Source organism: Enterococcus massiliensis (assembly GCF_001050095.1).
GTDB classification, from domain to species: Bacteria; Bacillota; Bacilli; order Lactobacillales; family Enterococcaceae; genus Enterococcus_C; species Enterococcus_C songbeiensis.
This window is the reverse complement of sequence record NZ_CVRN01000006.1, coordinates 66,469-90,675: the sequence shown is the minus strand read 5'-3', so window position 1 is coordinate 90,675 and position 24,207 is coordinate 66,469. Positions and strand designations below refer to the sequence as shown.

Here is a 24,207-nt window from a genome sequence, read left to right as displayed (position 1 = left end):
ATTGTAGCGGCAGTTGCTACGTCTGGCGCCTAATGTTAAGAAATAAGCACTCTTTTTTTGGCAATTGTGCTATGCTTGGTATAATGAAAACAAAAAACAATAGGAATTTTTAATCCATTAAACGAGGAGAAAAAACATGCAAAAACCACTTGCCTATCGTATGCGGCCACGAAATTTAGATGAAGTGGTCGGACAACAGCATTTAGTTGGACCAGGAAAAATCATTCGGCGAATGGTCGAAGCAAAAATGTTGTCCTCAATGATTCTTTACGGTCCACCGGGCACTGGAAAAACCAGTATCGCCAGTGCGATCGCCGGCTCTACAAAATATGCCTTTCGAATGCTGAATGCCGCAACCGATACAAAAAAAGATTTGCAGATTGTTGCCGAAGAAGCCAAAATGAGCGGTACCGTTATTTTATTATTGGATGAAGTCCATCGTCTGGATAAAACAAAACAAGATTTTTTGCTGCCCCACTTGGAAAGCGGCAGAATCATTTTGATTGGTGCCACCACCGAAAATCCCTACATCACCATCAGTCCTGCCATCCGCAGTCGAACCCAAATTTTTGAAGTAAAGCCGTTGGATGAAGACGATATTTTGCACGCCATCGACTCTGCGTTAGCTGACAAAGAACGGGGATTAGGGGATAAACAAGTTGTCATCGATGAGAATGCCCGACTGCACCTTTCTCGAGCCACCAACGGAGATTTGCGCAGTGCCTTGAATGGGTTGGAATTGGCGGTTCGTTCCACCCCAAATGAGGATGGCGTGACTCACCTTACCCTGTCAATTATCGAAGAGTGCATCCAACGAAAAGCGCTGACCCATGACAAGGATGGCGATGCCCACTATGATGTAATCTCTGCCTTTCAAAAATCAATTCGCGGCAGTGACGTGGATGCAGCCTTACATTATTTAGGAAGATTAGTGGAAGCCGGAGATTTAGCAATTATTTGCCGTCGATTGATGGTGATTGGCTATGAAGACATTGGCTTGGCGAATCCTCCCGCAGCCGCTCGAACGGTGGATGCTGTACTGGCGGCAGAACGCTTAGGTTTGCCGGAAGCCCGTATTCCTTTAGCAAATTCTGTGGTGGATTTGTGTCTTTCGCCGAAATCTAATTCTGCGATGATGGCGCTGGATGATGCAATTGCTGATATCCGCAGCGGAAAAACCGGTGATGTGCCGGATCATCTGCGAGACAGCCATTACAAAGGCGCTGCTGCATTGAATCGCGGTGTCGGCTATCAGTACCCCCACAACTTTGAACATGCGTGGGTAGACCAACAATATTTGCCGGATAAAATCAAACATGCTTCCTACTATCATCCAAAAGGAACCGGAAAATATGAACAAGCGTTAGGACAACAGTATCAACGAATCCAAGACTGGAAAAAGCAAGGCGGCAAGACACCAAAAATCGAGAAATAGCCGAGTGAGATAGCGGTTTCAAAAACGCAATCATTCTTGTTGCTACTTTTTCTGTCACGTGCTATTATTGAGATGGGAATTCTGTGATGTACGAGTTATCCCTTTTGTGTGTTGACCGAACATTTTTATTGATATCTTGGGATCCGTCCTGTGTCAAAGTTGGTAACAAGCCTTTTCTTTTGGTAGTTCGAGACTTAGACCATGGAACCCACCTGCTAGAATTTGCGGGATCAATACTACGGGACGAATAACGGCATCGACGGATATTACCCCATTCTTCTTTTAGAATGTGCAACCTGTCTTTTGACAGGTTGTTTTTTTATGTTCTAAAAGAACTTTTCCGAGAAGCGTTTGCTATTATGACTCCCTTTCCTTATACTTTAGTTAGAAAAAAATGTAAGGAGCGTTTTTAATGATCACTGGATTGGTTCTCGTTGTTTCTTTGGTTTTATTTGCCGTCAGCTATTTTTTATTGAAAAAGCAGGAGGTCTTCTTTGCTTTAATCGAAGAAAAGGAAGAAAATCAAAGCTTTTTTCAAAGTTTTGGTCTGGCATACGGCTTTTTAGGATTGTTAGGGGTTTTTATCGCCTTTTTCAATCATACATTCGTTACGCTGATGTTTTTGTTAGTGATGCTGCTTTTGGCGGCAGTGTTTGGCATTGCTCTTGCGAAAAAGATGAAGTAGTCCTTGCCTAAATCCTTTCCCTTTTTTTCGAAGTGTTCTACAATAAAGAAAAGGGCAAGGAGAGTGATTTGTATGTTACAACAATATAAGACGATTATGGTTGCCGTTGATGGCTCTAGTGAAGCAGAACTGGCATTTAAAAAAGCGGTAAACGTCGCCAAACGTAACCAGGCAAAATTAGTGATCGCCCACGTTATCGACACGCGTGCCTTCCAAACCGTCTCATCCTTTGACGGTATGCTGGCAGAACAAGCAACAGAAATGGCTAAGAAAACACTGGATGATTACGTTAATTTCGCTAAAGGGCAAGATTGTACCGATATTGACACAGTCATCGAATACGGTTCGCCAAAACCGATCATTGCCAAACAGTTGCCAAAAGAACACCATGTTGATTTAATTTTACTCGGTGCCACCGGCTTGAATGCTGTGGAACGATTATTCATCGGTTCCGTTTCCGAATACGTAATTCGCAATGCGGCGTGTGATGTATTGGTGGTACGGACAGATTTAAACAATAAGGTAGTAAAAGAAGACGAATAAAAGAAACCTAGTCGTCTCTGTCAAATAAACAAAAAATAAAAGCGGATGGATTATTAAAAGTAATCTAACCGCTTTTTTGTGTGCCTATGTTTGTACAAAAGGCATATGCTATAATTTAAAATAAAAAAATAAATATATGGAGTTAGACATGGAAACCGAACGTTTATTAATAAGACGATTTACACCTGATGACTGGCAGGATTTATACGCATATTTATCACAAGAAGTAGTAGTGAAATACGAGCCATATGAAGTCTTCACAGAAGCTTCCAGCAAGCAGGAAGCAATAAAACGGTCTGAAGATAACAACTTTTGGGCGGTATGTCTGAAGGATACCGAAAAACTGATTGGCAATCTATATTTATCCAACCAGAAATTTGATACATGGGAACTAGGCTATGTTTTCAATGCAGATTATCATGGAAAAGGTTATGCTGCGGAAGCTACGCGAGCAGTTGTTAATGATATCTTTAAAAATCATAACGCACGCCGAGTTATCGCCATGTGTAATCCTCTAAACAAAGCTTCATGGAAGTTGCTTGAAGGATTAGGAATGCGCAGGGAAGGACATTTGCACCAGAATATTTATTTCAAGAAAGATTCCGCTGGATGCCCTATCTGGCAGGACACATATGAATACGGCATATTAGCCGAAGAATGGTTTAAATAATTATGAACGCAAAACTATCTAAAAATCAGGGGGCTTAACTTACAAGAAAAAATATAGTTATGAAATGGCTATCGGTAGGTGTCCATTTCTTTTGAATTATTTGTGTCGCTGATTGCCATTAAGCACGAGTTTCCAACGAAGTAAAACCGACCAATACGGGACTGTTGTCTGAAATCTTCCTGATTATTATATCTTTTTCCTTTCGAACTGATTGCTTGATTTTTGTAGCATAAATAGGGTCCTCTTAAAGTAAACAGTTTTTTTATTTCCACTGTCTACTCTAAGAGGACCCTATCAAAATTTTAAAGATGCTTCTTTTTATTAATGAATATTTCCGATCAAACGACGGATCGGTTTTTTTGCGCTGTAAAGTAAAATCCCTACGACGACTGCGATGCCGCCGACAACAGCAAAATACATGCCTTCTGTGGAAGGTGTATAGAAACGTGCGATCTGGGCATTGATGGCTTGAGAAGATGCATCTGCCAATAACCAAATTGCTAAGGTTTGGGCTTCAAACGCTTTCGGTGCCAATTTAGTGGTGACCGATAAGCCCACCGGTGACAGACACATTTCTCCGGCAATCATGATGAAAAAGCTTGCCACTAACCAAATCGGGCTGACTTTTTGTCCGACACCAAACAACAGACTTGGAAACATCAATAAGATAAAGGACAAGCCTGCTAAAACTAAACCAATAGCGAATTTTACTTCTGTCTTAGGCTGACGGGGTCCTAATTTAGTCCATAAACCCACAAAGACCGGTGTCAAAATCACGACAAATAACGGATTCAATGATTGGTACAAGCTGGCAGGAATCGTCAATCCAAATAAAGTGGATTGTGTTCGTTCTGCTGCAAACAAGGCTAAAATTGAAGAACCCTGCTCCTCCAATGACCAAAAAACGATACCGGCAAGAAAAAGTGGAATATAAGCCAATACTTTTTTCTTTTCATCCGGTGTAACATCTTTTGATCGCAACATTTTGGTAAAGTAATACACTGGCAATAAAATTCCTAAAACACTGATACTATTGATAAAGAAATTGACAGTCAGTTGATTCAAAACAGCGGCTCCGCCAAACAAGACGATCACAAAAATCAGACTTAATGTGATGCCGCGGAAAAATTTCTTTTTCTCAGCACCAACTAACGGATGCGTCGGTGCCTGACCGATATGTGCCAAGGTCGTTTTTCCTTGAATAACATATTGGACCAAACCGATAAACATCCCGATTGCCGCAATCGAAAAACCTAAGTGGTAATTGACATTTTGACCAAGCATTCCGACAATGATTGGTGCTAACAGCCCACCGATATTGATTCCCATATAAAAAATAGAGAAACCGGCGTCTCGCCGCAAATCTTCCGGTGCATACAAATGCCCTACCATTCCGGAAGCATTTGATTTTAACATCCCTGTTCCAATCACAATTAATATCATTGAAAGAAACAATGCCGGCAACCCAAGAGGTGTCGCCAACACGATATGTCCGATCATGATGAATACCCCGCCATAAAAAACGGTTTTGTGGGAACCCAACAGGCGGTCAGAAATCCAACCACCAACGATGCTGGACATATAGACCAGTGAACCATAAATCGACATAATTGCTACGGCAGTAGGTTTTGATAAGCCCAATCCGCCATTCGTAACGGTATCATACATAAAGTATAAAAGAATCGCCCGCATACCATAATAACTAAATCGTTCCCACATTTCTGTAAAGAACAAAGTGGCTAACCCTCTTGGCTGCCCCATGAATGGTTTTTCTTGATTCATACAAGACTCCTTTGCTAAAAAAACTGAAAAATTTTCTGAAAATTCACAAAGGATAGTTTATTCTTATTTATTAGGAAATTCAAGAAAAAATCTCTGTGAGAAATATAATTATTAAAATCTATTTTTAATGTACTCTTTTAAAAACACTGCTTATTTTCTAACGAAATCCCTCCCTTTTCTAGTCTTTGATAGCCTGGATACGAAAAACCTATTTAACGGTTTTCCTTAGAAAATTTGGTTATTTCTGAGCCTTCTTTCATTTTATAGGAAATAAAAAAACTGGCGTTTCCAGACGAACAGCACCAGCTTTTGTTGTAAGAATTAATTTTGAAGGGGGTATTGCTCATCAATTTTTTTCGTCAAAGTTTCCAAAAAGGCTTCTTCCCCAAAGGTATTCACTTTGAAAATCAAGGCTTCACTGCCGCCAGAAGTAATCGCCGTTAGAAAAATCCGATCTTCTTCACCTACCAGTGTCAGATTCAAACTGACACGATTGCCGCCAAAAGCACTGTACCGTTCATAAACCCGCACTGCGACGTTGATCGTACCAGCAGAAAAATCACTGCCGTCTTCATAACTGGCAGACATACTTCCCTCCATGATTGCTTTTTCGCAACTTTTCAATACCTCTTTAAATTCACCAATCAAATGCCGTTCATACTTTGCCATCTTCCATCCCACCTTTTTTTGATTATCATACCACGAAATTATTTTCTAAAATACCAGCTTTTTTCAAACGAGGAGTATAAATAGTTGCCGTCACCATGTTGCCATTGTACTATAAGCTAAAGCAGAGTGATTCGCTTACAAAAGGATGTTTGTTCCATTTATACCACGGAACATAAAGGAGGAAATAAAATGAAAGTTGTTGTTATCGGTGCAGTCGCTGGCGGTCCGTCTTTTGCGACCCGCTTGCGGCGTTTGGATGAAAATGCTGAAATTTTAATGATCGAACGGGGAGAAAATATTTCTTATGCCAGTTGCGCATTACCCTATTATTTGGGAGATGTGATTACTGATTTGGATTCTCTTATTGAGCGCACCCCAGCGATTTTGAAAAATAAAAATAATATCGATGTCCGCGTTCGTCATGAGGTAACTGCGATTGATCCTACGAATAAAGAAGTGACAATCAAAAATCTTGAAACACAGGAAAGTTACCAAGCACCCTATGATGTGCTGGTGATTTCATCCGGCTCGCACGCTGTTTTACCTCCTATTAAAGGAATTAAAACAGCCAAAAATGGGTTTGTTTTACGCAATGTGACTGATGCAGCCGAAATCAAAGACTTCCTGATTGCCAAAGAACCGCAAAAAGCCACGATTATCGGGGCAGGAGTTGCCGGTTTGGAAATTGCTGAAAATCTGCGTCACCGCAAGATTGATGTGACAGTCATTGACCAGTTACCAGAAGTTGCGTTTCCATATGATTCGGAGATTGCTGAAATTATCCATCAACATCTGGAAAAAAACGGTGTCCATCTATTATTGGAGGAAACGGTTACTGAAATTCAGCAAGAAGGTAAACTCTTAGTTTTGGCAGACGGTTCTACACTAGAAACGGATCTGCTGATTTTTGCGGCTGGTGTCAAACCAAACAATGAATTAGCTGCCGCAGCAGGAATCCAATTAGCAGAAGATCAACATATTCTCGTGGATGAGCACTTAGCTACCAATGTACCTGATATTTATGCAATCGGGGATGTGATCGAGACGACAAGCTGGATCACCGGTTTATCTACCCCTAGCATGCTTTCCAGTGGAGCAAATCGTCAAGGGCATCTGCTAGCCGATATCATCAACGGAAATCCATTGACTTACCGCGGCTTTATTGGAGCGGGAGTTGCCAAAATTTTCGATTTGACAGCTAGTTTTGTCGGCTACACTGAACATACGCTGAAAGCTGCTGGAATCACGAATTACAAAACGATTTTCATTACGCCATTTGATCATGCGTATTTTTATCCTGATGCCAAACGATTGAATCTAAAACTGATTTTTGAAGAAACTACCGGAAAAATTTTAGGTGGACAAGCAGTTGGCGAAAATGGTGTGGATAAACGGATTGGTGAACTTTCCGTTGCGATTACCGGCAACCTGACGGTATTTGATTTGCCGGATTTGGAGTTGCCTTATTCTCCTCCTTACTCAACTACTCGTGATCCGCTGAATACGGCTGGTTATGTTGCTATCAATCAGTTGAACAGCACTATCGTCACGATTAAACGGGAAGACATCCCAAAAGAAGATTTCGAAACCGCCTTTTTCCTTGATGTTCGTGAAGCCGACAAGCCACTTTCAGGAACCGTTCCGGCGACAAAAAACATTCCCCTCAGCGTGTTGCGGGAACGTTTAGCAGAAGTCCCTACCAATCAAAAAGTGTATATCACTTTCCGTAAAGGATTGAATCCTTATAATGCAGCACGAATTCTAGCTGGCAAAGGCATCCAAGCCCTGTTAATTGAAGAGTAGGAAACAAAAACGTCTTCTTTTTAGCACCTGCAATCAAATTTATTGCAATTTTCTCAGCCCTTCTCTACCATTAAAGATAACATCAGAGGAGGCGAAAAAATGAGCAAAGTAGCAGTAATTATGACCGATTTAGTTGAAGACATTGAGGTAACTTCACCAAAGGAAGCCCTTGAAAATGCCGGACATGACATGGTGATTATCAGTGAAAAAGACACAGTGACTGGTAAAAAAGGCACAAAATTTCCGGTAGACACTTCTATTGACGGCATTTCTTGGCAAGATTTTGACGCATTACTGATTCCCGGTGGTTTTTCTCCAGATCAACTACGAACCGATGAACGCTATGTTCAACTGACCAAAGATTTTTTAGAATCTCATCGACCAGTGTTCGCTATCTGTCATGGGCCACAGATTTTTATTCAAACTGAACTGCTCCCTAATCTTACGTTGACCGGCTACGAATCCATTTTGCCTGATTTGATGTATGCCGGTGCTACTGTCAGAGATCAACCTGTAGTCATTGATCACAATTTAATCACCAGCCGCAATCCCGGAGATTTAGAGGCCTTCAATGCCGCTATCGTCAATGCACTAAATGAACCAACCTAATACTGTAAAAAATTTTTACTGGCAAGCCACTGTGGTTTGCCTTTTTTAGTGACAAATTCTTTTTTCTGCATTATTTTCAGAAAATATGTGGTAACATAGCTTCAGTATATAGATAAGTTGGTGACTACTGTGAAACAATCTTTTCATGAGGACCGCTTTGTTGGACTGCTCCTCACTTTTATCGGAGGTGCAATGGACGCCTACACATACATCCATTATGGCGCATTTGCTTCAGCACAAACCGGTAATATCGTTTTGGCGATTATTCAGGCCTTTGACGGCGATTGGTCCAACGTTGGTAAGAAAATCCTTTCAACATCTTTTTTCTTTTTGGGCATTTTGTTGACTAAGTTTTTGATCGATTATTTTCGAAAAAAAGAACTGCATTTTTGGCGATTATTTGTTTTATATTATGAAGCTTTGATTTTCTTTTTGGTCAGCTTTTCCGGGATCAATCATTCCCCTGCCCTTGTGACCATCCTGATTGCTTTTACTGCGGCGATTCAATGGATTGCTTTTGATAAAATTGATGGTCGTGCTTATACGAACTTGTTTACGACCGGTAATTTAAAGGGTGTGGCTACTAATCTTTATGACTATCTAAAAACCAAAGATACTCACGATTGGGACAATTTCATGCATTTTCTAAGAGTGGTGCTTGCCTTTATCGGTGGCGGAATCGTCTCTGTCGCTTTTTTCCACTGGTTTGGCTACAAATCCGTCCTGCTGATTACCGTCCTATTCCTTTTTTTAGCGATTTACGAATCAATTATGATTGCTCGGTTTTACCGGGACAACCGCTTTTTACCCCGCAAATAATTAAAAACTCGAAGGAATCGCTGACTAAAAGCTGTTCCTTCGAGTTTTTTCTATAGAATACGTTTCATTCTCCCACTTTTTCAATGGTGGCACTTGTATGGGTAACCGATACCTGATATTTTTCCCCTTTAAAATAGGTTGAAAAATGAATTTCTTTGATTTTTTCTGGCAGATTAGGGGTGACTTTTAACTGGTCCTCTTCAATAGTTAAATGACAGAAACCATAGACGATGGTCATGAAAGTTCCCCCCATAGACGCTGTATGAATGCCATCTTTTGTGTTGTTATGTGTATTATCCAAATCGATGCGCGCATTTTCTAAAAAGTACTCATAGGCTTTTTTAAGATTGCCTAGCCGACTGTAAACAATCGAAAATGCGGAGTAGGAAAGAGAAGAATCATGGGTAGTTACGCGATCATAATAAGCGATACTTTTTTCAATCGTCGTTTTCTCAAATTCTTTTTCAAACAACATCAAGGCTAAAACGGCATCTGCTTGTTTGCTTATTTGATACCGATAAATCATAAGAGGATGATAATTCAACAGCAATGGGTAATGTGTTTCTTCTTTTGATAATGGCCAAAATTCCTTATTTAAAAAGTCTCTGTCTTGAGCAATGATTTCTAATTCTTCATTAAAAGGCAATGCCATAGACTCTCCATAACACCGATAGGCTTCAAGTTCATCATCTGTTAAACCTAATTGCCCACATAACTTTTGCCAACGCTCAGCGTCTTCTTCAGCGAATAAATCAGCAAAACGACCGATCCATTTAAACTGGTGGGCAACAATTTTATTCGTATAATAATTGTCATTGACCAATACCGTGTATTCATCTGGTCCGGTTACTTTATCGATGTGGAACACACCCTTTTTAAGATAACCGATTTCTTTAAATACTCGAGCTGTTTCAAGTAATACCTCAAATCCTTGTTCAAACATGAACTTCAGATCACGGGTATACTGATAATAGGAGATGAAGGCGTAAGCAATGTCTGCGTTGATGTGATGCTGCGCTGAGCCTGCTTCAAAAAAGGCAGAGGACTCACTGCCGGAAATCGTTCGCCACGGATAAAGAGCCCCGGTTTGATAACCAAATAAAGACCGATTTTCTTTTGCTTTTTCTAGCAGGTGGTATCTAAATTCCAAAATTTTCTTTGCGATGGTTGGTTGCAGATGAAGAAAGACTGGGAAAATGTACATTTCCGTATCCCAAAAATAATGGCCTTCATAGCCGCTGCCACTTAATCCTTTTGCTGCCACGCTGCTTTGCCCGTCAATTCCAGCAGACTGCAACAAAGCAAATGTACTATAATTGACGCTTTCTTCCAATCCATCATCGCTGACGATCTCTACCTTTGCATCTTGCCAAAATTCGGTTAGATAGTTCTCCTGTTCCTGCGCTAATTCAGAAAAGGAAAGGTCTAACCCTTCATGCCTGTATCCCCGAGCAGTATAACTTAACGTCTTTGTGTAGGTTGTTCCTTGAAGCGTCGTGGAAAGAATAATACGCTCTTTTTCAATTTTTCCACTCACCGATTCTCCTTCGATTTTCCAGCGCAATTCACCCGTCAGTTTTGATTTTTCTGTGGAAAAGGTATAAAAATTGTGAGGCAAATCAATGTGATTAATTACTAATTGGTGGGTGTCATGACTAATTCTAGGGTCATTTTTATCAACGGTTCGAATTGGATTAAAGTTCAAATGAGTCTCAATTTCGATTGGCAAGTCATGATTGATCTTTTCAAATTCAAATTGCATTGAAAAAAGATTTTTAAAGGAAAAAGACGCCAAGCGGGAAATGGTGATTTTCGTTATTTTTCCTTTTGGTGATTCCCATTGCAGTTCTCGAACCGTTATTCCTTTCTCCAAGTCAATATAGTGTTTCGAGTGGCTGATTTTTCCTGATTCGATAGTAAATCGTTCCCCACCAATCGTGATTAGCGTCGTTTGACCATCGATTACACTGACCATTGATTCCCCAATCGGAGTAAAGCCGTGCATTTTTTCTGGGTAATGAATTGCTTTTGTTTCATAAAAACCATTGATATAGGTTTCACGATTCGTAGAAAAATGATCATAATAATCTTCTTCTAAATTTCCTCTGACTCCTAGAAAGCCATTTCCGTTGAAGAATAAGCTTTCTGCTTTTTCTAATGTTTCTTTAGCATAATCATTTAAAAAAATCTTCATCCTGTTCCCTCACTATTCTTTATGATGAAAAATTGTAGAACGGATTCCCGTCCTACAATTTTAATTAGGCTTTAACTAGATTTGCAGTGGAATCTTCTTCTGTAACTGCTGGATTTTCCTTTTGTAAGAACCAGGTCAGAATAAAAGAGAGAACGACGGAAGCCAGCATCATTGTTACACCTGCTATCACATTTGCAGTTCCTTTGTCACCAGAAAAGCCAAGGATTGCCATTAAACTATTTTGCGGCACGTACAATGTGACATGCATCAATCCAGCGAAACAACCAGCAATGCCGGCACTGATACAAGCCGCAATCAGTGGTTTTTTATATTTCATGGTCACCCCATACAATGCCGGTTCTGTGATCCCCATGATGGCTGAGACTCCAGCTGCCGTTGCCAACGATTTTACATTTCTGTCTTTTGATTTCAAAGCAACGGCTAATGTTGCTCCCCCTTGTGCGAGGTTCGCACAAACTTGCGCAACCAAGATTAGGGACTCTGTACCAGTAGCTGCAAATGAAGCAACAAAGATTGGTGTCAAGGCATGGTGCATTCCTGTCATTACGATGAATGGCATTGCTGCAGCCAATAGAGCAACCATAATAAATCCTAATTTTCCTTCAAGTAAGTTAATGACCCAAGCTAATCCTTGACCTGCATAATTTCCTAAAGGACCGATAACAATCAATGCTAATGGAGCCGTTATCAATAAAACCAAGGTTGGATTCAAAATAATTTTAAGTGCTTTTGGAGTAATTCGATCAACTAATTTTTCAATGTATGACATCATCCAAACAGTCAATAAAGCTGGAATAACTGATGCTGCATAGCTGACGCCTTGAATCGGTAAGCCGATAAAGGAAATGGGATCACCGGATGTGACCCAACTAGTAAAGTTTGGATGTAGAAAAACACCGACAACAATAATAGCAATAGACGTATTGACTTTAAATTTATTTGCTGCAAAAACCGCTAACAAAATCGGCATGAAATAAAATGCACCATCGCCAATGAAATCTAATACACGGTAAGTAGCAGATTCATTTGACAACCAGTGAAAGGTCGTTGAAAGTGACAAGATAACCTTGATCATCCCAGCAGCTGTCAATGCTGGAATCATTGGGGTCATACAGCCGGTGATCGTGTCGATGATTTTATCAAAAACACTCGCCTGCTTGTCATTTTTTACCTCAACTTCTTTTCCTTCTGTGTCTCCATTGATAACGCCTTGTTTCACAACTTCATCAAAAACGTCTGCTACATGGCTGCCAATAATTACTTGAAATTGAGTTGGTGTCGGATTGATACCAACAACGCCTTGAACTTTTTCAAGTTGTTGTTCATTGACTGCTTTAGGATCTTTCAAATTGAAGCGCAGACGAGTCGCACAGTGGACGGCGAAATTAATATTTTCTTTGCCTCCAAGTTCTTTTATGATTGCTTTAGATAATTCTTCGTAATTACTCATGTTTTCTCCCTCTTTCTTTCTAAGATCTATTCAAAGACATAGGTGCCATTTGATGCAATGACTTTTTGATAAAAATTAAAACTATCTTTCTTATATCGATTATGGGTTCCTTCATTCACATCATTTTGATCCACATAGATAACGCCGTAGCGTTTACTTATTTTTCCTTCACTAACGCTTGGCAAATCAATGATGCCCCAAATTAAATACCCCATCAGATCAACGCCATCTTCCTCAATAGCTAAAAGCATATTTTTAAGATGCTCCTTTAAATAATCAATACGATAGGAATCTGAAATTTTTCCATTCTTAAACTCATCTTGAACACCCAAACCGTTTTCAACAATAAACAGCGGTTTTTTGTAACGTTCATAAAGCTGATTTAGGGTGATTCGCAACCCTAATGGATCGATTTGCCAAACACTCTGACTTTTTGGTAAATATGGATTTCGCAAGGTCGTATAGCCATTTGTCGCCGTTCGATCGATTCCCGCTTCATTTTCTGCAGTACAAGCACTTGAATAATAGCTGAATGAAACAAAATCGACGGTATTCTCTTTCAAAATTTCATTGTCTTGATCCGTAGTTACTAAGGAAATATTTTTTTCCTTTAGATAATTTTTGAAAAAGTGGGGATATTCGCCGAAGACCTGAACGTCAGAAAACATGAGGTTCTCCCGATCTTGTTTCAACGCCGCAAATACATCTTTGGGATTGCAAGTATAAGCATAGGTCTTTCCGGCTGCCAGCATCGCACCAAATTCCATTTCAGGATTGATTTCCTTCCCTAATTGGACAGTCAGCGCATTGGCCAACAATTGATGATGCCCCGCTTGAAACTGAATGGACAGATTATCCTTCTTTTCTTCAAACAGTACTCCACCGCCAATGTAAGGAATATGCAAGACCATATTCATTTCATTAAAAGGAATCCAATATTTCACTCGTTTCGAAAATCTTGTCATGACTGCCTTCGCATAATTTAAAAAGAGCCCGATAACCTTTCGATTTTCCCACCCATTATATTTTTCCACAAGAGTGATTGGGATTTCAAAATGACTCAATGTCACGATGGGTTCAATCTTTGCTTCTTCTAATTTCGTCAGCAGATCGTCGTAAAACTGTAAGCCTTCTTCGTTGGGTTCTTCCTCTTCCCCAGTTGGAAAAATTCTTGACCAAGAGATAGAAAAACGAAAACTATTAACACCTAGTTCCTTCAGTAGTTCGATATCATCTTCGTAATGCTGAAAAAAACCGTTTCCAAATCTGCTTGGATAAATATCTTTCGTTGTTGAATGCAACAATGATTCTGAATCATTCTTATATACTGCTTTTAAACGGCGATCGTCCAACGGTAAAAAATCAAAATTTGACGGTAACCGTCCCTTTTCTAAATAAGCGCCTTCACTTTGGGCAGCAGAGATTGCGCCTCCCCATAAAAACCGATTTCTCATATAAAAATACTCCTCTTTGTTCCTCAAATTATTTTCTTTGCTATCGATTACATTGGCATTATAAAACATCGGGGATCGCTTTCACTCCCCAAGAATTGCTTTTTTATTCTCAAATATTGTGCTAAAAAAACAAGCTTCTTTTATCCAACTGAAGCTTGTCCCTTGATCTTTATAATTTCATCTTGTTTCGATAATCCAACGGCGGCATTTTCATTGTCTTTTTAAATAGACGATAAAATGTTTTATCACTTTCAAAACCGGTTTCGGAAATAATTTCAGAAACTGGATAATCACTGTTGATTAGCAACCATTTTGCTTTATCAATTCGATAATCATTTAGAAACGTCAAAAAAGTTTTCCCTGTATTTTTTTTAAAAAATTTGGTGAAATAAAAGGTGCTGTATCCAGAAATATCTGCGATTTTTTGCAGTGAAATCGGCTCCTTATAGTATTTCTCCACGTAACGAAAAATACCATCCAGCCGCTCCAACACCTCTTCATTATTTGTTGGATTTATTTTCTTTGCCTTTCTTTCTTTTTTAGGGATTTCTCTTATCAAAATGGTGATCAAGCGATAAATAGCGGCTTTTACTGCAAATTGATAGCCCGGTTCAGAAGTGCTCATCTCTTTATCGATTGATTCCAACAACTTTTGAATTTCGATTTCTGTTTGTTTGGACCAATCCGTGCTCACCGGTTGCAATTTTGAAAATATTTCCATTACATCAATATTTTCTTTATTTAAAGCAGTAAAGTAAGACAAATCAAATTGGTAAACCTGCCGCTCGCTTCCAGGAGAAGCCAAAACATAGTGGATCACCCCGCTACTGATAAACGCGATTTCTCCCTGCGATAATTTATAGGGTACATCATCCACCCCTAAAGAAATTTTACCTTTAGTGACATAGATTAATTCAATTTCTCTGTGCCAATGAGGGGTCGTTAGAATATTCCCGTCGTTGACCAACGTTCGAAACGGAAAATCCTTATTCAAATTTGGCATCTCCAAATATATCGCCATCGTAATCTCCTTCTCGTTTATTTCTAAGGATAGCAAATTATCGACAAAACAAAAACCAGCTAAACTGGTTTTTGTTTCAAACGATTCTATTCATCGCGTCTCCAACTCATGTAAAAACAAGCCGCTTAATAATTTTGGTTCGAACCATGTGGACTTTGGCGGCATAATTTCATTGGCATCTGCCACAGCCAATAAATCTTTCATCGCAGTGGGATAAAGAGAAAAAGCCAAATTCCACTCCTCCTGTTTAACTAAGCGTTCCAATTCCTCACTGCCACGAATGCCTCCAATAAAATCGATGCGGGGATCGGTACGAACATCCTGAATCCCAAAAATATTTTCAAAGACGTAGGTTTGCAACAAAGAAACATCCAAACTTTCGACTACGGAAGCTGGGATTTTTTCAGGCTTGATGGCTAGACGATACCATTCACTCTCCCAAAATAGTTGAAATTCTCCCGGTTTCTCCGGTTTTACTTTTTCGCTTTTTTCAACGACAAAATTTTCTTGAAGCTGTGAAAGAAAATCATCCGGGATGGTTACCTTCAATACCCGATTGTACTCCCAGATTGCCAGTTGATCATCCGGAAAAATAATCGATAAAAAAACATCACTTTCTGGGCTGCTGCCCTTTTTTTCTTTTCCAACTTTAACTGCCGACTCTGTCCGATGATGCCCATCAGCGATATAAAGTGCTGGCACATCCGCAAACAGACCCACCAATTCGTCGATGGTTTTCTGATCATCCATTGACCAAACTGTATGAGTTACCTCATGGAAGCTGGTAAAGTCATAAAGAGGCGCATGAGCAGCTTGCCACTGATCAATGATCGATTGAATAGCGGTTTCTTTGCGGTAGCTTAAAAAAATCGGACTGGTATTGGCGTCACAGGCTTCAATATGACGAATGCGGTCCAGTTCTTTTTCTGGTCGGGTATATTCATGTTTTTTGATTTTTTTTGCCAAATAATCTTCAATTGACGTGCAGACCACCAATCCTGTTTGACTACGGGTCCCCATGGTTAATTGATAAAGATAAAAGACAGGCTGTTCTTCTTTTATCAGCCAGTTTTTTCTTCGAAAGTCGGCAAAATTTTCGGCTGCTTTTTGATAAACTTGCTCGTCATAGGGATCAATGGTTTCCGGCAAATCAATTTCAGCTTTGTCGATATGAAAAAAACTGTAGGGATTCTCGGCAGCTAATTGCTCTGCCTCTTGACTGTTGACCACGTCATATGGCAATGCCGCAACTTTTTCTGCTAATTCAGCAGGCGGACGAACGCCGCGAAAGGGACGAATTTGAACCATCAGTATCCTCCTTCCGGTTGTTTAATAACGCGAACCCGCAAAATATCCGGATTTTCCCGTAATTTTCCAGCAACCTTTTCTGCTTTTTCTGGATTCGTTTCTTGAATATCGATCAGGGTATAGGCATAGTCTTCCTGTCCACGGTTGACCATGTTATCAATATTGATACCCATTTCAGCAATCGTCGAAGAAATTTGACCAAGCATATTCGGTACATTGCGATTGATCACCGTTATCCGATAGGGAGATTGAAACGCCATTTCCACTGAAGGAAAATTCACTGAGCGTTTGATTGTTCCGGTTTCTAAAAATCGTTTCAATGTTCGAGCTGCCATTTTGGCACAGTTGACCTCGGCTTCTTCTGTTGAGGCACCTAAATGGGGCAGTACCAAAACTTTTTTATGATTCAATAATTTTTCATCGGCAAAATCTGTCGTAAAACCGGCAAGCTCACCTGCATCCAATGCTGTCAAAACAGCCGTGGTATCCACGATTTCTCCTCTAGAAAAATTAAACAGTTTAGCAGTAGGCTTCATTTGTGCCAGTTCTGCCGTGCTGATCAGATGATGGGTATTTTCCATCAAAGGTACATGAAGCGTGATAAAATCACAATTTTTGAAAATCTCGAACAAATCTGCCGCCCGTTTGACCCGTCTGGAAATGCTCCATGCTGTATCAACCGAAACGTAAGGATCGTAGCCCATGACTTCCATTCCTAAACGATAGGCATCGTTGGCAACCATCGCACCGATTGCCCCCAAGCCAATGATTCCTAATCGCTTTCCTTCCAATTCCGTACCGGCAAACTGACTTTTTTGTGCTTCGGCCTGTTCTTCAACATTTGGACCGGATAACGTTTGGACCCACTGAGCCCCTTGCAAAATAGGGCGCACGGAAAGCAGTAAGCTGGCAATCACCAATTCCTTGACTGCGTTGGCATTGGCACCGGGTGTATTAAATACCACGATTCCTTGCTGTGTGCAACGATCAACAGGAATGTTATTGGTGCCGGCTCCGGCTCTTGCAACACCCACTACCGACTCAGGAAAGGCATAGTCGTGAAGTTTTTGACTGCGTAAAATAATTCCATCCGGATTTTCACTTTCGTTAATCAAATAATTTTCGTCAAAACGGCTCATACCTTCTGGGGCAATCGCATTAAATGTTTTAATCTGGAACATTGGCTTGTCTCCCTTCAAATTCTTTCATGCATTCAATCAACTTCAATACACCTGCTTCAGGAAAAGCATTGTATAAACTTGCCCGCATTCCCCCAACGGAACGGTGTCCTTTCAAATTGATCAAACCAGCTTCTTCTGCAAATCGAACAAACTGTTGATCCAAATCAGTGTTCCCCGTCACAAAAGGAATATTTGTGATCGAACGGCTCTCTTTTTCAACTGGACTAGAAAAGAGGGCTGAGTGTTCAATGGCTTCGTAAAGAAGGGCTGCTTTTTTACGATCTGCTTCTAAAATTGCTGGTACGCCCCTTTTTTCCTTCAACCACTCAAAAACTAGCTTGGCAATATAGATACTGTAGGTTGGTGGTGTATTATACAATGAAGCGTTATCTACCTGTAATTTGTAATCCAGCATGGGGGCAAACACCTTTTGCTCCAACAAATCTTCCCGAACAATCACCACGGTCAAACCGGCTGGACCAATATTTTTTTGCGCTCCTGCATAAATCAGTCCAAAATCTTCTACATTGTAGTCATTCGCCAAAATATTTGAAGACATATCTGCTACAATTGGAACTTTTCCAGCATTTGGAATTGTTTGATAGGCTGTTCCGGCAATCGTATTATTGGTGGTAATATGCAAATAGGCTGCACGCTGATCGATTTGATCAATTGTTATTTCAGGAATGTAGCTGAAATTTCGATCTTCGCTGGAAGCGATGACTTCCACATCAACCTTTTCAATTGCTTTTGCGGCAGCGATTGCTTTTTTTGACCACACACCGGTATTGACATACAGGGCTTTTTTTCCTTGCGCAAGATTTAACGGTACCATTGTAAATTGCAGACTAGCGCCCCCTTGTAAAAATAAAACACGATAATTAGCAGGAATCGCCATCAATTCCCGTAAATTTTTTTCGGCAGTTTTAATAATCTGATCAAATAAGGAGGAACGATGACTCAACTCCATCACAGACATCCCGCTCATTTGATAATCTAGAAATTCGGATTGCGCTTTTGCCAGCACTTCTTTGGGTAATACGGCTGGGCCGGCTGAAAAGTTATAAATCGTCATACACTTCTGCTCCTTTTTAAAAATATTTTAAAAACCATTGTAGCAGATACCACCCTCAGACAAAAGCATAAACCGCAAAATGTTTTGTGAATTTTTTGACTATTCTGATTAAAATAACAAATATTTTTTGAAATACACAAAAAAACGAACAGGAAAAAATCCCTGTTCGTTGTTTATTCTTTTGGTGGTAATTGAAACCCGTCAAAGGTCTCTCCATCGTAATATTTTAAAAGTTGGTCATAAGAAAGCAAAGAGGAGGTCATTTCTTCCGTTGGATTTTCTGCTTCTTGCATTTTTTTAGCCTCTAGATAGGCTTGATAGCCTTCTGCCAATTGCCGATACATCGCCTGTCGAGAAGTTCCTTCTCCATTGATCAGAGGTAACTCCCGTAAAAAACCGCGATAAACGGGTACATCATTTTCGATTTCAATCGGTAGTTCCACGACCGTCAAATTAACTTCTTCAAAAATATCCATCCCTTCATCTCCTCCTATTCTTCTCCCAGATTAATCACACGATCCACAAAAGGTTCATAAAATCCCTGCTCATGTGAAACAACAATTACGGTTCCCGCAAAGTTTTGAAAACTTTGTTGCAGATTTTCCTTCGTTTCTTGATCGATATGATTCGTCGGTTCATCCAAAATCAAAAAATTACTTTCCTTCATCGTCATTTGCGCAAATTTGACCTTTGCCTGTTCGCCACCACTCAATAAACGCAACGGTTCCTGTGCCAACTGATTGGCTAAGCCCGCCCGCGATAATTGCCGCCGCAATTCCTTTACTGTCGCTTTTGGAAACAGGTCGCTTAAATAATGCAGCGGAGTTTCCAAGGGGTTTTCCCAAAGAAGTTCCTGAGAAAAATAATTGAGCGTCGTATTTTCAGGAAAATGAAAAGTTCCGGATAAAGGCGTTCGTTCCCCCATCAATGTTTTTAACAAGGTTGATTTCCCGATCCCGTTGAAACCACGAATCGCAACTTTTTCTCCATAGCGAATCGTCAAATTGATTGGTGACAACAATGGACGATCATAGCCGATCACTAATTGATCTGTTTCCAGTGCAAAGGTCGTGACAATCTCCCGATATGGAAAGACGATATGCGGTTTTGCCGTCCCTGTCGGTGGAGTCAAACGCTCCACTTTATCCAGTTGTTTTTGCCGACTTTTTGCTATCGTAGAACGGGAACCGGCTTTGTATTTTCGAATGTAGGCTTCTGTTTTTTCAATCTGCCTTTTTTGGACGGCGTATTGCCGCAAATAAGATTCTCGATTGACTTCTTTTTGCTTCAATGCTTGGGTCAAATTACCCGTATATTTCGTTAATTTTCCAAACTCAATATCGGCAATGTGGGTCGTGATTTCATTCAAAAATTGCCGATCATGGGAAATCACTAAAAATGTGCCAGTGAATTCCTGTAAAAATTGCGTCAACCATTGAACATGGGTATCATCCAAATGGTTGGTGGGTTCATCCAAAACCAGCATCTCAGGCTTTTCCAGCAATAATTTTGCCAAAATTACTTTTGAACGTTGACCCCCACTAAGATTTTTCAGCAAAGTATCCAGTCCAAGCACATCGAGCCCTAATCCGGTCGCCATTTCTTGAATCAAGGTTTCCATTTGATAAAATTCTCCTTGGTCCAATTCCGTTTGCAGACGTCCGGCTTTTTCCAATAATTGATCCTGCAATGTTTCTGCATATTCCGTGTATAAAGCTGTAATTTTTTGTTCCTTATCCAGATCTTCTTGAAAAGCGGTTTTTAAAAAGGCAAAGATTGTCAATTCCTCATCCACCCGAACATACTGATCCAAATAACCGATCTTACTGTTTTTCGGATAGTCTACTCGTCCATCATCTGGCAAAATCTCACCGGTGATGATTTTGATCAAGGTACTTTTTCCTGCACCGTTTTGTCCAATCAAGCCCACGTGTTCGCCACGGTTAATCTGTAAATTTAATTGTTCATACAATACTTTGTCCCCAAATTGTTGGGTGATATTTGTTAATTGCAGCATTTTTTTCACTTCCTTTATAAATTAAAAAGGCTGTAGACAACATCGTCTACAGCCAACTATGCCATCGAGACCATCTTTTAGCCATGCCAAAAAAGCCTGTCTATTAGACGGTTTCGATGAAGAATGAGCCTATGCTCAATAGTATCGCTTCTAACAATGCTTCATCTAGTTCATTTGTCAGAAGCTGTGTCTCTAATAAATTTTAAATAATAGTTGAAAATCATCACTCTCAGCCTTTCCTAAGCGCTACAAAGTGTACCATCATAGGAAACAAATGTCAAAATTGATCCCTTATCTTACAGTTGTTCATCCGTGTCGATTTCTGCACGATACTCTGCATTGCCATAGCAAAGGCGGGTGGAAATCGTTGCTTCTTGATCTTCCGAGTATAATTCCTTCGTAAAAGGAAAGACAACTTCTTTTCCAGTCAATGACGCAGCTGGAGATAATCGAAAATAAAGGGAAGGTTTGCTTTTTGCCAACTGATCATTTAGCTGTTCCATGACTTCTGCCACGATTTCTTTTTCTGCTTTTGGATTTTTTGCTGCCTTTTTATAATCCGCTAAAAATACTGCCTGTCCTTCAAATAATTCCATTTTCTTCGCCTCCTAAATAGGTTAAAAATACTTTCACTCAATGGATTTTTTCAACTTTTTTTTCAGGGATAAACCACAGCAACAGCATCACGCCATTTACCACCAGTACACTGACAGGATGAATCAGCCAACCAGCTAAAAGAGCCACGACATTCAATCCCAGCGTGATATACATTTTTGAATAGTTCGCAAATAATCGTCCCACTGGTGAATCTTTGCCATTGACCCGAACCAAGGTTAACCCAACGACCAAATAGGCAAGATCCGTTCCCAAAAGAATCAGTCCATACAATAATTGCGGTGCCAACGAGGTGGGATGATCTCCTACCCAAGCTGTGGCAAAAGGGAACAAGGTCATCATCAAAATCAATAAATTATTCGCCCATAAGACCCAACCATCCACGCGACGAACGATATGAAACATGTGGTGATGGTTATTCCAGTAAATCGCCAGTGAAATGAAACTCATCAGATAAATCACGAATTGATGCCATGTTCCTTCAAAAGCAGCCCAAGTGTCGCCTTCCGGGGTATGCAGTTCCAAAACTAAAATCGTCATTACAATGGCAATCACCGCATCCGTAAAGGCTTCGATCCGTGTTTTCGGCATGACTTTTTTCCTCCAATTTAAATAAGTAGTGAAGGTATTATCGTACGTTTTAGAGACTTTCGTCAATTGATTTGTCTCTTCCTTCTCCTTTAGTGAAGTGCCAGTCCGCCCGTAACATTTTTTAAGCTACCCGGTATCAGTTCTCTCCCCAAAACAAATTGGTCGGGAACTTCGCTGTGGTTTTCTAAACCGAACATTTTTACCTGTTGAAAACCGTGTCGTGCATAGTATTCAGAATTTCCTACTAGAAAAACTGCCTGCTTTTCTAATTGGACCGCTTGATCCAGTGCTGTTGCCAATAATTTTCCACCAATGCCTTGGTTGCGATAGGCAAAAGCCACACACAAAGGCGCTAACAATAACCCACTGACATCCTCTTGGTCAACTGACTGCTCTGTCAGCATGACATGCCCGATCAATTCTCCATTTTCTTCTGCGACAAATTCCAACTCTGGAAGAAATGTATCCCGTTGTCGCAATTCTGTAACGAAATCTTGTTCCTTCCCATCAGAAACTTGTGCGGTTTTAAACGCTTGCTTTACCAATGCATAAATTTCCGGATAATCCTCCGTGGTCGCTTGCCGAATCATCATTTTTCTTCATTCCTCTTTTCTGATTCCAGTATACCAGATTCTGCAGAATTTCTCGTTTTTCAACTGGAGGTCCTGACTTCCATCGCTTTTCACAGACTTTGTTTTTTTCTTATAATTTTTTTCATTCGTTGACTTGCCTTCTGCCTTCCAGTACAGTCGTATACAACCCTTGGAATGATTGGAGGTTTTCTTATGAAAACAACTACCTGGAGCAAAATTTTCGTCGTAGGTTATCTTCTTGTTTTGATTTGGATTTTATTATTTAAATTCTCTCTTTCTTTTGAAAGTCTTCTTCAGGAATCGGATATCCTGAAACGCAACATCAACTTGATTCCTTTTGGTCAGTCAACGATTATCAATGGACAAGTAGATTTTAAAGAAGCCATCTATAACGGAGTGATTTTTCTTCCCTTTGGCGTTTTTTTGGGAATTGCGTTCAAAAAACATTTTTTTGCCAACAGCCTTTTTCTTTTGCTGTTCAGTGTGAGCATCGAGGGCTTGCAGTACTTGCTGGCCTTGGGGGCAACTGATATTACCGATGTAATTATGAACACCGGTGGCGGGATTGCGGGTCTGTTGCTGTACCAGCTACTCCACAAAATTTTTCCTGAGAAAAAATTGGATACATTACTGTTGTCACTAGGAACGATTATGCTGCTGCTTTCCCTTTCCTTCATCCTGTTTATGCTTCTCAGCGGAAGAGTTCGTTATTCGGTGTAGCACTAAAAATGAACAGATGGAATAAAAATGAGACCTCCAGCTTGTTGGAGGTCTTTTCTTCAATGACCTTGCTAGGCATATAATTTCAAGTAAGGGCGGTTTTCTCGTATAATAATTCTGTAATCAAATAAGAGAGGATGATTTAAATGGTTAAAAAATTATCAGTAGCAACAGTGGTCAATGAAGGCGGACGTGAAGGCGAAAGCAAATCCGTTACAGGTTACCTGAACGTTAAAACAACAATGACTAAAAAAGAAGGATACACCAATCCTGAAGAATTGTTCGCTGCTGGCTTCTCTGCTTGCTTCAACGGCGCTATGTCCTTCCCATTGGAACGTGACGGCTTAGGCGACAAATCCCGCAGTGTTCGGGCAGAAGTAAGCTTGCTTGGTGACATGAGCGATACAACCAGCCTGCATATCGCAGTAAATATTATTGGACATATCGATGGCCTTTCAAAAGAAGACATCGAAAAATATATGGAAGAAACATCTCACATCTGCCCTTATTCAAAAGCAGTTGATGGCAATATCGATGTCACTTACCAAGCAGAATAAACACCAGATACAACGCAAAAAAGCAGCTCGCGCTGCTTTTTTTGTATTTATATGGAAAATTTTTTCGACTAGTTTAAAAAATCAGAAAGTCAAACCCTCGTCTACTTCATACCAACTTTTCCAGCTTCTGCCAAATATTGTTCTACTTGCGGTTGGTAGCCATGAGCTTTTAAGAAATCTATGATCTCTTGCAGTTCATTTGCTGCAAATGCCGTTTTTTGACAATACACAACATTTCGAAAAGGGAACCCCTTTTTTCGTGTTTGATAGACATAACAAAGTTCGCTTGCTACTTCGATAGGAACGACTTTCTCACAGTTCCCCTCCACAAGCGCAAAAAGCGTCTGCCAATCCAATTTCTACACTTCCTTTTTCATCAATTAGAGATGATTATA

The 24,207-nt window shown here is 40.2% G+C and carries 24 protein-coding genes and 1 other RNA gene; 10 read left to right on the top strand and 15 right to left on the bottom strand.

Features of this window, described 5'->3' with window-relative positions:
* The first annotated feature begins 136 nt into the window (after window positions 1-136).
* The 5 genes from BN1875_RS05195 (at window position 137) to BN1875_RS05180 (ending at window position 3,333) form a co-directional block, all read left to right on the top strand.
* Window positions 137-1,435 carry a replication-associated recombination protein A gene (locus BN1875_RS05195; protein ID WP_048603793.1) on the top strand — a complete coding sequence of 433 codons (1,299 nt, stop codon included), beginning with the start codon at window positions 137-139 and terminating at the stop codon, window positions 1,433-1,435.
* A gap of 75 nt (window positions 1,436-1,510) precedes the next feature.
* Window positions 1,511-1,705: non-coding RNA, 6S RNA (gene ssrS, locus BN1875_RS13375), on the top strand.
* Between the two features lie 142 nt (window positions 1,706-1,847).
* Window positions 1,848-2,120, top strand: a complete 273-nt coding sequence (locus BN1875_RS05190; protein ID WP_048603792.1) for a hypothetical protein — start codon at window positions 1,848-1,850, stop codon at window positions 2,118-2,120.
* A 72-nt stretch (window positions 2,121-2,192) separates the two neighbouring features.
* Window positions 2,193-2,663, top strand: coding sequence for a universal stress protein (locus tag BN1875_RS05185; protein WP_048603791.1), 471 nt, complete (start codon window positions 2,193-2,195; stop codon window positions 2,661-2,663).
* Between the two features lie 148 nt (window positions 2,664-2,811).
* Window positions 2,812-3,333, top strand: a complete 522-nt coding sequence (locus BN1875_RS05180) for a GNAT family N-acetyltransferase (RefSeq protein WP_048603790.1) — start codon at window positions 2,812-2,814, stop codon at window positions 3,331-3,333.
* A gap of 321 nt (window positions 3,334-3,654) precedes the next feature.
* Here BN1875_RS05180 and BN1875_RS05175 read toward each other — a convergent pair whose 3' ends face one another.
* Window positions 3,655-5,115: a peptide MFS transporter gene (locus BN1875_RS05175; protein WP_048603789.1), complete on the bottom strand. Its 1,461-nt coding sequence runs from the start codon at window positions 5,113-5,115 to the stop codon at window positions 3,655-3,657.
* A gap of 321 nt (window positions 5,116-5,436) precedes the next feature.
* The gene (locus BN1875_RS05170) at window positions 5,437-5,784 is read right to left on the bottom strand and encodes a DUF6054 family protein (protein ID WP_048603788.1); all 348 of its coding nucleotides are present in this window, start codon (window positions 5,782-5,784) and stop codon (window positions 5,437-5,439) included.
* Between the two features lie 189 nt (window positions 5,785-5,973).
* Between BN1875_RS05170 and BN1875_RS05165 the strand changes: the two genes are divergently transcribed.
* The 3 genes from BN1875_RS05165 to BN1875_RS05155 all read left to right on the top strand — a co-directional run bounded on the left by BN1875_RS05165 (window position 5,974) and on the right by BN1875_RS05155 (window position 9,015).
* Window positions 5,974-7,587 carry an FAD-dependent oxidoreductase gene (locus tag BN1875_RS05165; protein WP_048603787.1) on the top strand — a complete coding sequence of 538 codons (1,614 nt, stop codon included), beginning with the start codon at window positions 5,974-5,976 and terminating at the stop codon, window positions 7,585-7,587.
* Between the two features lie 99 nt (window positions 7,588-7,686).
* Window positions 7,687-8,196: a type 1 glutamine amidotransferase domain-containing protein gene (locus BN1875_RS05160; RefSeq protein ID WP_048603786.1), complete on the top strand. Its 510-nt coding sequence runs from the start codon at window positions 7,687-7,689 to the stop codon at window positions 8,194-8,196.
* A gap of 129 nt (window positions 8,197-8,325) precedes the next feature.
* Window positions 8,326-9,015 (top strand): YoaK family protein, encoded by a 690-nt coding sequence (locus BN1875_RS05155; protein WP_048603785.1) that lies wholly within the window; start codon window positions 8,326-8,328, stop codon window positions 9,013-9,015.
* A 64-nt stretch (window positions 9,016-9,079) separates the two neighbouring features.
* Here the strand turns inward: BN1875_RS05155 and BN1875_RS05150 are convergent, their stop codons facing one another.
* The 12 genes from BN1875_RS05150 to BN1875_RS05095 all read right to left on the bottom strand — a co-directional run bounded on the left by BN1875_RS05150 (window position 9,080) and on the right by BN1875_RS05095 (window position 22,535).
* Complete coding sequence (locus BN1875_RS05150; protein WP_048603784.1) at window positions 9,080-11,209, bottom strand: glycoside hydrolase family 65 protein; 2,130 nt, start codon at window positions 11,207-11,209, stop codon at window positions 9,080-9,082.
* Window positions 11,210-11,273: 64 nt separating this feature from the next.
* Window positions 11,274-12,680, bottom strand: coding sequence for a PTS transporter subunit EIIC (locus tag BN1875_RS05145; RefSeq protein WP_048603783.1), 1,407 nt, complete (start codon window positions 12,678-12,680; stop codon window positions 11,274-11,276).
* 26 nt (window positions 12,681-12,706) lie between these two features.
* Window positions 12,707-14,134, bottom strand: coding sequence for a glycoside hydrolase family 1 protein (locus BN1875_RS05140; protein WP_048603782.1), 1,428 nt, complete (start codon window positions 14,132-14,134; stop codon window positions 12,707-12,709).
* A 169-nt stretch (window positions 14,135-14,303) separates the two neighbouring features.
* Window positions 14,304-15,155, bottom strand: a complete 852-nt coding sequence (locus BN1875_RS05135; RefSeq protein ID WP_048603781.1) for a helix-turn-helix domain-containing protein — start codon at window positions 15,153-15,155, stop codon at window positions 14,304-14,306.
* A 90-nt stretch (window positions 15,156-15,245) separates the two neighbouring features.
* Window positions 15,246-16,463 carry a DUF1015 domain-containing protein gene (locus tag BN1875_RS05130; RefSeq protein WP_048603780.1) on the bottom strand — a complete coding sequence of 406 codons (1,218 nt, stop codon included), beginning with the start codon at window positions 16,461-16,463 and terminating at the stop codon, window positions 15,246-15,248.
* Window positions 16,463-17,644 (bottom strand): phosphoglycerate dehydrogenase, encoded by a 1,182-nt coding sequence (locus BN1875_RS05125; RefSeq protein ID WP_048603779.1) that lies wholly within the window; start codon window positions 17,642-17,644, stop codon window positions 16,463-16,465. The genes BN1875_RS05130 and BN1875_RS05125 overlap by 1 nt, the downstream gene beginning before the upstream one ends.
* The gene (gene serC, locus BN1875_RS05120) at window positions 17,631-18,719 is read right to left on the bottom strand and encodes a 3-phosphoserine/phosphohydroxythreonine transaminase (RefSeq protein WP_048603778.1); all 1,089 of its coding nucleotides are present in this window, start codon (window positions 18,717-18,719) and stop codon (window positions 17,631-17,633) included. The genes BN1875_RS05125 and serC overlap by 14 nt, the downstream gene beginning before the upstream one ends.
* A 173-nt stretch (window positions 18,720-18,892) precedes the next feature.
* Window positions 18,893-19,195, bottom strand: coding sequence for a hypothetical protein (locus tag BN1875_RS05115; RefSeq protein WP_048603777.1), 303 nt, complete (start codon window positions 19,193-19,195; stop codon window positions 18,893-18,895).
* Window positions 19,196-19,209: 14 nt separating this feature from the next.
* Entirely contained in the window at window positions 19,210-20,736 is a 1,527-nt protein-coding gene (locus tag BN1875_RS05110; protein ID WP_048603776.1) for an ABC-F family ATP-binding cassette domain-containing protein, read from the bottom strand.
* 296 nt (window positions 20,737-21,032) lie between these two features.
* Window positions 21,033-21,332, bottom strand: a complete 300-nt coding sequence (locus BN1875_RS05105) for a hypothetical protein (protein WP_048603775.1) — start codon at window positions 21,330-21,332, stop codon at window positions 21,033-21,035.
* A gap of 37 nt (window positions 21,333-21,369) precedes the next feature.
* Window positions 21,370-21,942, bottom strand: coding sequence for a TMEM175 family protein (locus BN1875_RS05100; RefSeq protein WP_048603774.1), 573 nt, complete (start codon window positions 21,940-21,942; stop codon window positions 21,370-21,372).
* A gap of 89 nt (window positions 21,943-22,031) precedes the next feature.
* On the bottom strand, window positions 22,032-22,535 hold the full coding sequence (locus BN1875_RS05095) for a GNAT family N-acetyltransferase (protein ID WP_048603773.1): 504 nt from the start codon (window positions 22,533-22,535) through the stop codon (window positions 22,032-22,034).
* 192 nt (window positions 22,536-22,727) lie between these two features.
* Between BN1875_RS05095 and BN1875_RS05090 the strand changes: the two genes are divergently transcribed.
* A complete protein-coding gene (locus BN1875_RS05090; RefSeq protein WP_048603772.1) occupies window positions 22,728-23,255 on the top strand; it encodes a VanZ family protein in 528 nt (175 codons plus the stop codon).
* 146 nt (window positions 23,256-23,401) lie between these two features.
* Complete coding sequence (locus BN1875_RS05085; RefSeq protein ID WP_048603771.1) at window positions 23,402-23,812, top strand: Ohr family peroxiredoxin; 411 nt, start codon at window positions 23,402-23,404, stop codon at window positions 23,810-23,812.
* 101 nt (window positions 23,813-23,913) lie between these two features.
* On the opposite strand, the gene BN1875_RS05080 is transcribed toward BN1875_RS05085, so the two are convergent.
* The gene (locus BN1875_RS05080; protein ID WP_048603770.1) at window positions 23,914-24,168 is read right to left on the bottom strand and encodes a hypothetical protein; all 255 of its coding nucleotides are present in this window, start codon (window positions 24,166-24,168) and stop codon (window positions 23,914-23,916) included.
* Window positions 24,169-24,207 lie beyond the last annotated feature (39 nt).

Bases quoted from the DNA above. Each gene is read 5' to 3' on its own strand.
- BN1875_RS05115 (WP_048603777.1), bottom strand. From the start codon at position 19,195: ATGGATATTTTTGAAGAAGTTAATTTGACGGTCGTGGAACTACCGATT.
- BN1875_RS05110 (WP_048603776.1), bottom strand. From the start codon at position 20,736: ATGCTGCAATTAACAAATATCACCCAACAATTTGGGGACAAAGTATTG.
- BN1875_RS05190 (WP_048603792.1), top strand. From the start codon at position 1,848: ATGATCACTGGATTGGTTCTCGTTGTTTCTTTGGTTTTATTTGCCGTC.
- BN1875_RS05105 (WP_048603775.1), bottom strand. From the start codon at position 21,332: ATGGAATTATTTGAAGGACAGGCAGTATTTTTAGCGGATTATAAAAAG.
- BN1875_RS05135 (WP_048603781.1), bottom strand. From the start codon at position 15,155: ATGGCGATATATTTGGAGATGCCAAATTTGAATAAGGATTTTCCGTTT.
- BN1875_RS05140 (WP_048603782.1), bottom strand. From the start codon at position 14,134: ATGAGAAATCGGTTTTTATGGGGAGGCGCAATCTCTGCTGCCCAAAGT.
- BN1875_RS05195 (WP_048603793.1), top strand. From the start codon at position 137: ATGCAAAAACCACTTGCCTATCGTATGCGGCCACGAAATTTAGATGAA.
- BN1875_RS05145 (WP_048603783.1), bottom strand. From the start codon at position 12,680: ATGAGTAATTACGAAGAATTATCTAAAGCAATCATAAAAGAACTTGGA.
- BN1875_RS05130 (WP_048603780.1), bottom strand. From the start codon at position 16,463: ATGGTTCAAATTCGTCCCTTTCGCGGCGTTCGTCCGCCTGCTGAATTA.
- BN1875_RS05185 (WP_048603791.1), top strand. From the start codon at position 2,193: ATGTTACAACAATATAAGACGATTATGGTTGCCGTTGATGGCTCTAGT.
- BN1875_RS05095 (WP_048603773.1), bottom strand. From the start codon at position 22,535: ATGATGATTCGGCAAGCGACCACGGAGGATTATCCGGAAATTTATGCA.
- BN1875_RS05165 (WP_048603787.1), top strand. From the start codon at position 5,974: ATGAAAGTTGTTGTTATCGGTGCAGTCGCTGGCGGTCCGTCTTTTGCG.
- BN1875_RS05170 (WP_048603788.1), bottom strand. From the start codon at position 5,784: ATGGCAAAGTATGAACGGCATTTGATTGGTGAATTTAAAGAGGTATTG.
- BN1875_RS05100 (WP_048603774.1), bottom strand. From the start codon at position 21,942: ATGCCGAAAACACGGATCGAAGCCTTTACGGATGCGGTGATTGCCATT.
- BN1875_RS05180 (WP_048603790.1), top strand. From the start codon at position 2,812: ATGGAAACCGAACGTTTATTAATAAGACGATTTACACCTGATGACTGG.
- BN1875_RS05090 (WP_048603772.1), top strand. From the start codon at position 22,728: ATGAAAACAACTACCTGGAGCAAAATTTTCGTCGTAGGTTATCTTCTT.
- BN1875_RS05160 (WP_048603786.1), top strand. From the start codon at position 7,687: ATGAGCAAAGTAGCAGTAATTATGACCGATTTAGTTGAAGACATTGAG.
- BN1875_RS05085 (WP_048603771.1), top strand. From the start codon at position 23,402: ATGGTTAAAAAATTATCAGTAGCAACAGTGGTCAATGAAGGCGGACGT.
- BN1875_RS05125 (WP_048603779.1), bottom strand. From the start codon at position 17,644: ATGTTCCAGATTAAAACATTTAATGCGATTGCCCCAGAAGGTATGAGC.
- serC (WP_048603778.1), bottom strand. From the start codon at position 18,719: ATGACGATTTATAACTTTTCAGCCGGCCCAGCCGTATTACCCAAAGAA.
- BN1875_RS05175 (WP_048603789.1), bottom strand. From the start codon at position 5,115: ATGAATCAAGAAAAACCATTCATGGGGCAGCCAAGAGGGTTAGCCACT.
- BN1875_RS05150 (WP_048603784.1), bottom strand. From the start codon at position 11,209: ATGAAGATTTTTTTAAATGATTATGCTAAAGAAACATTAGAAAAAGCA.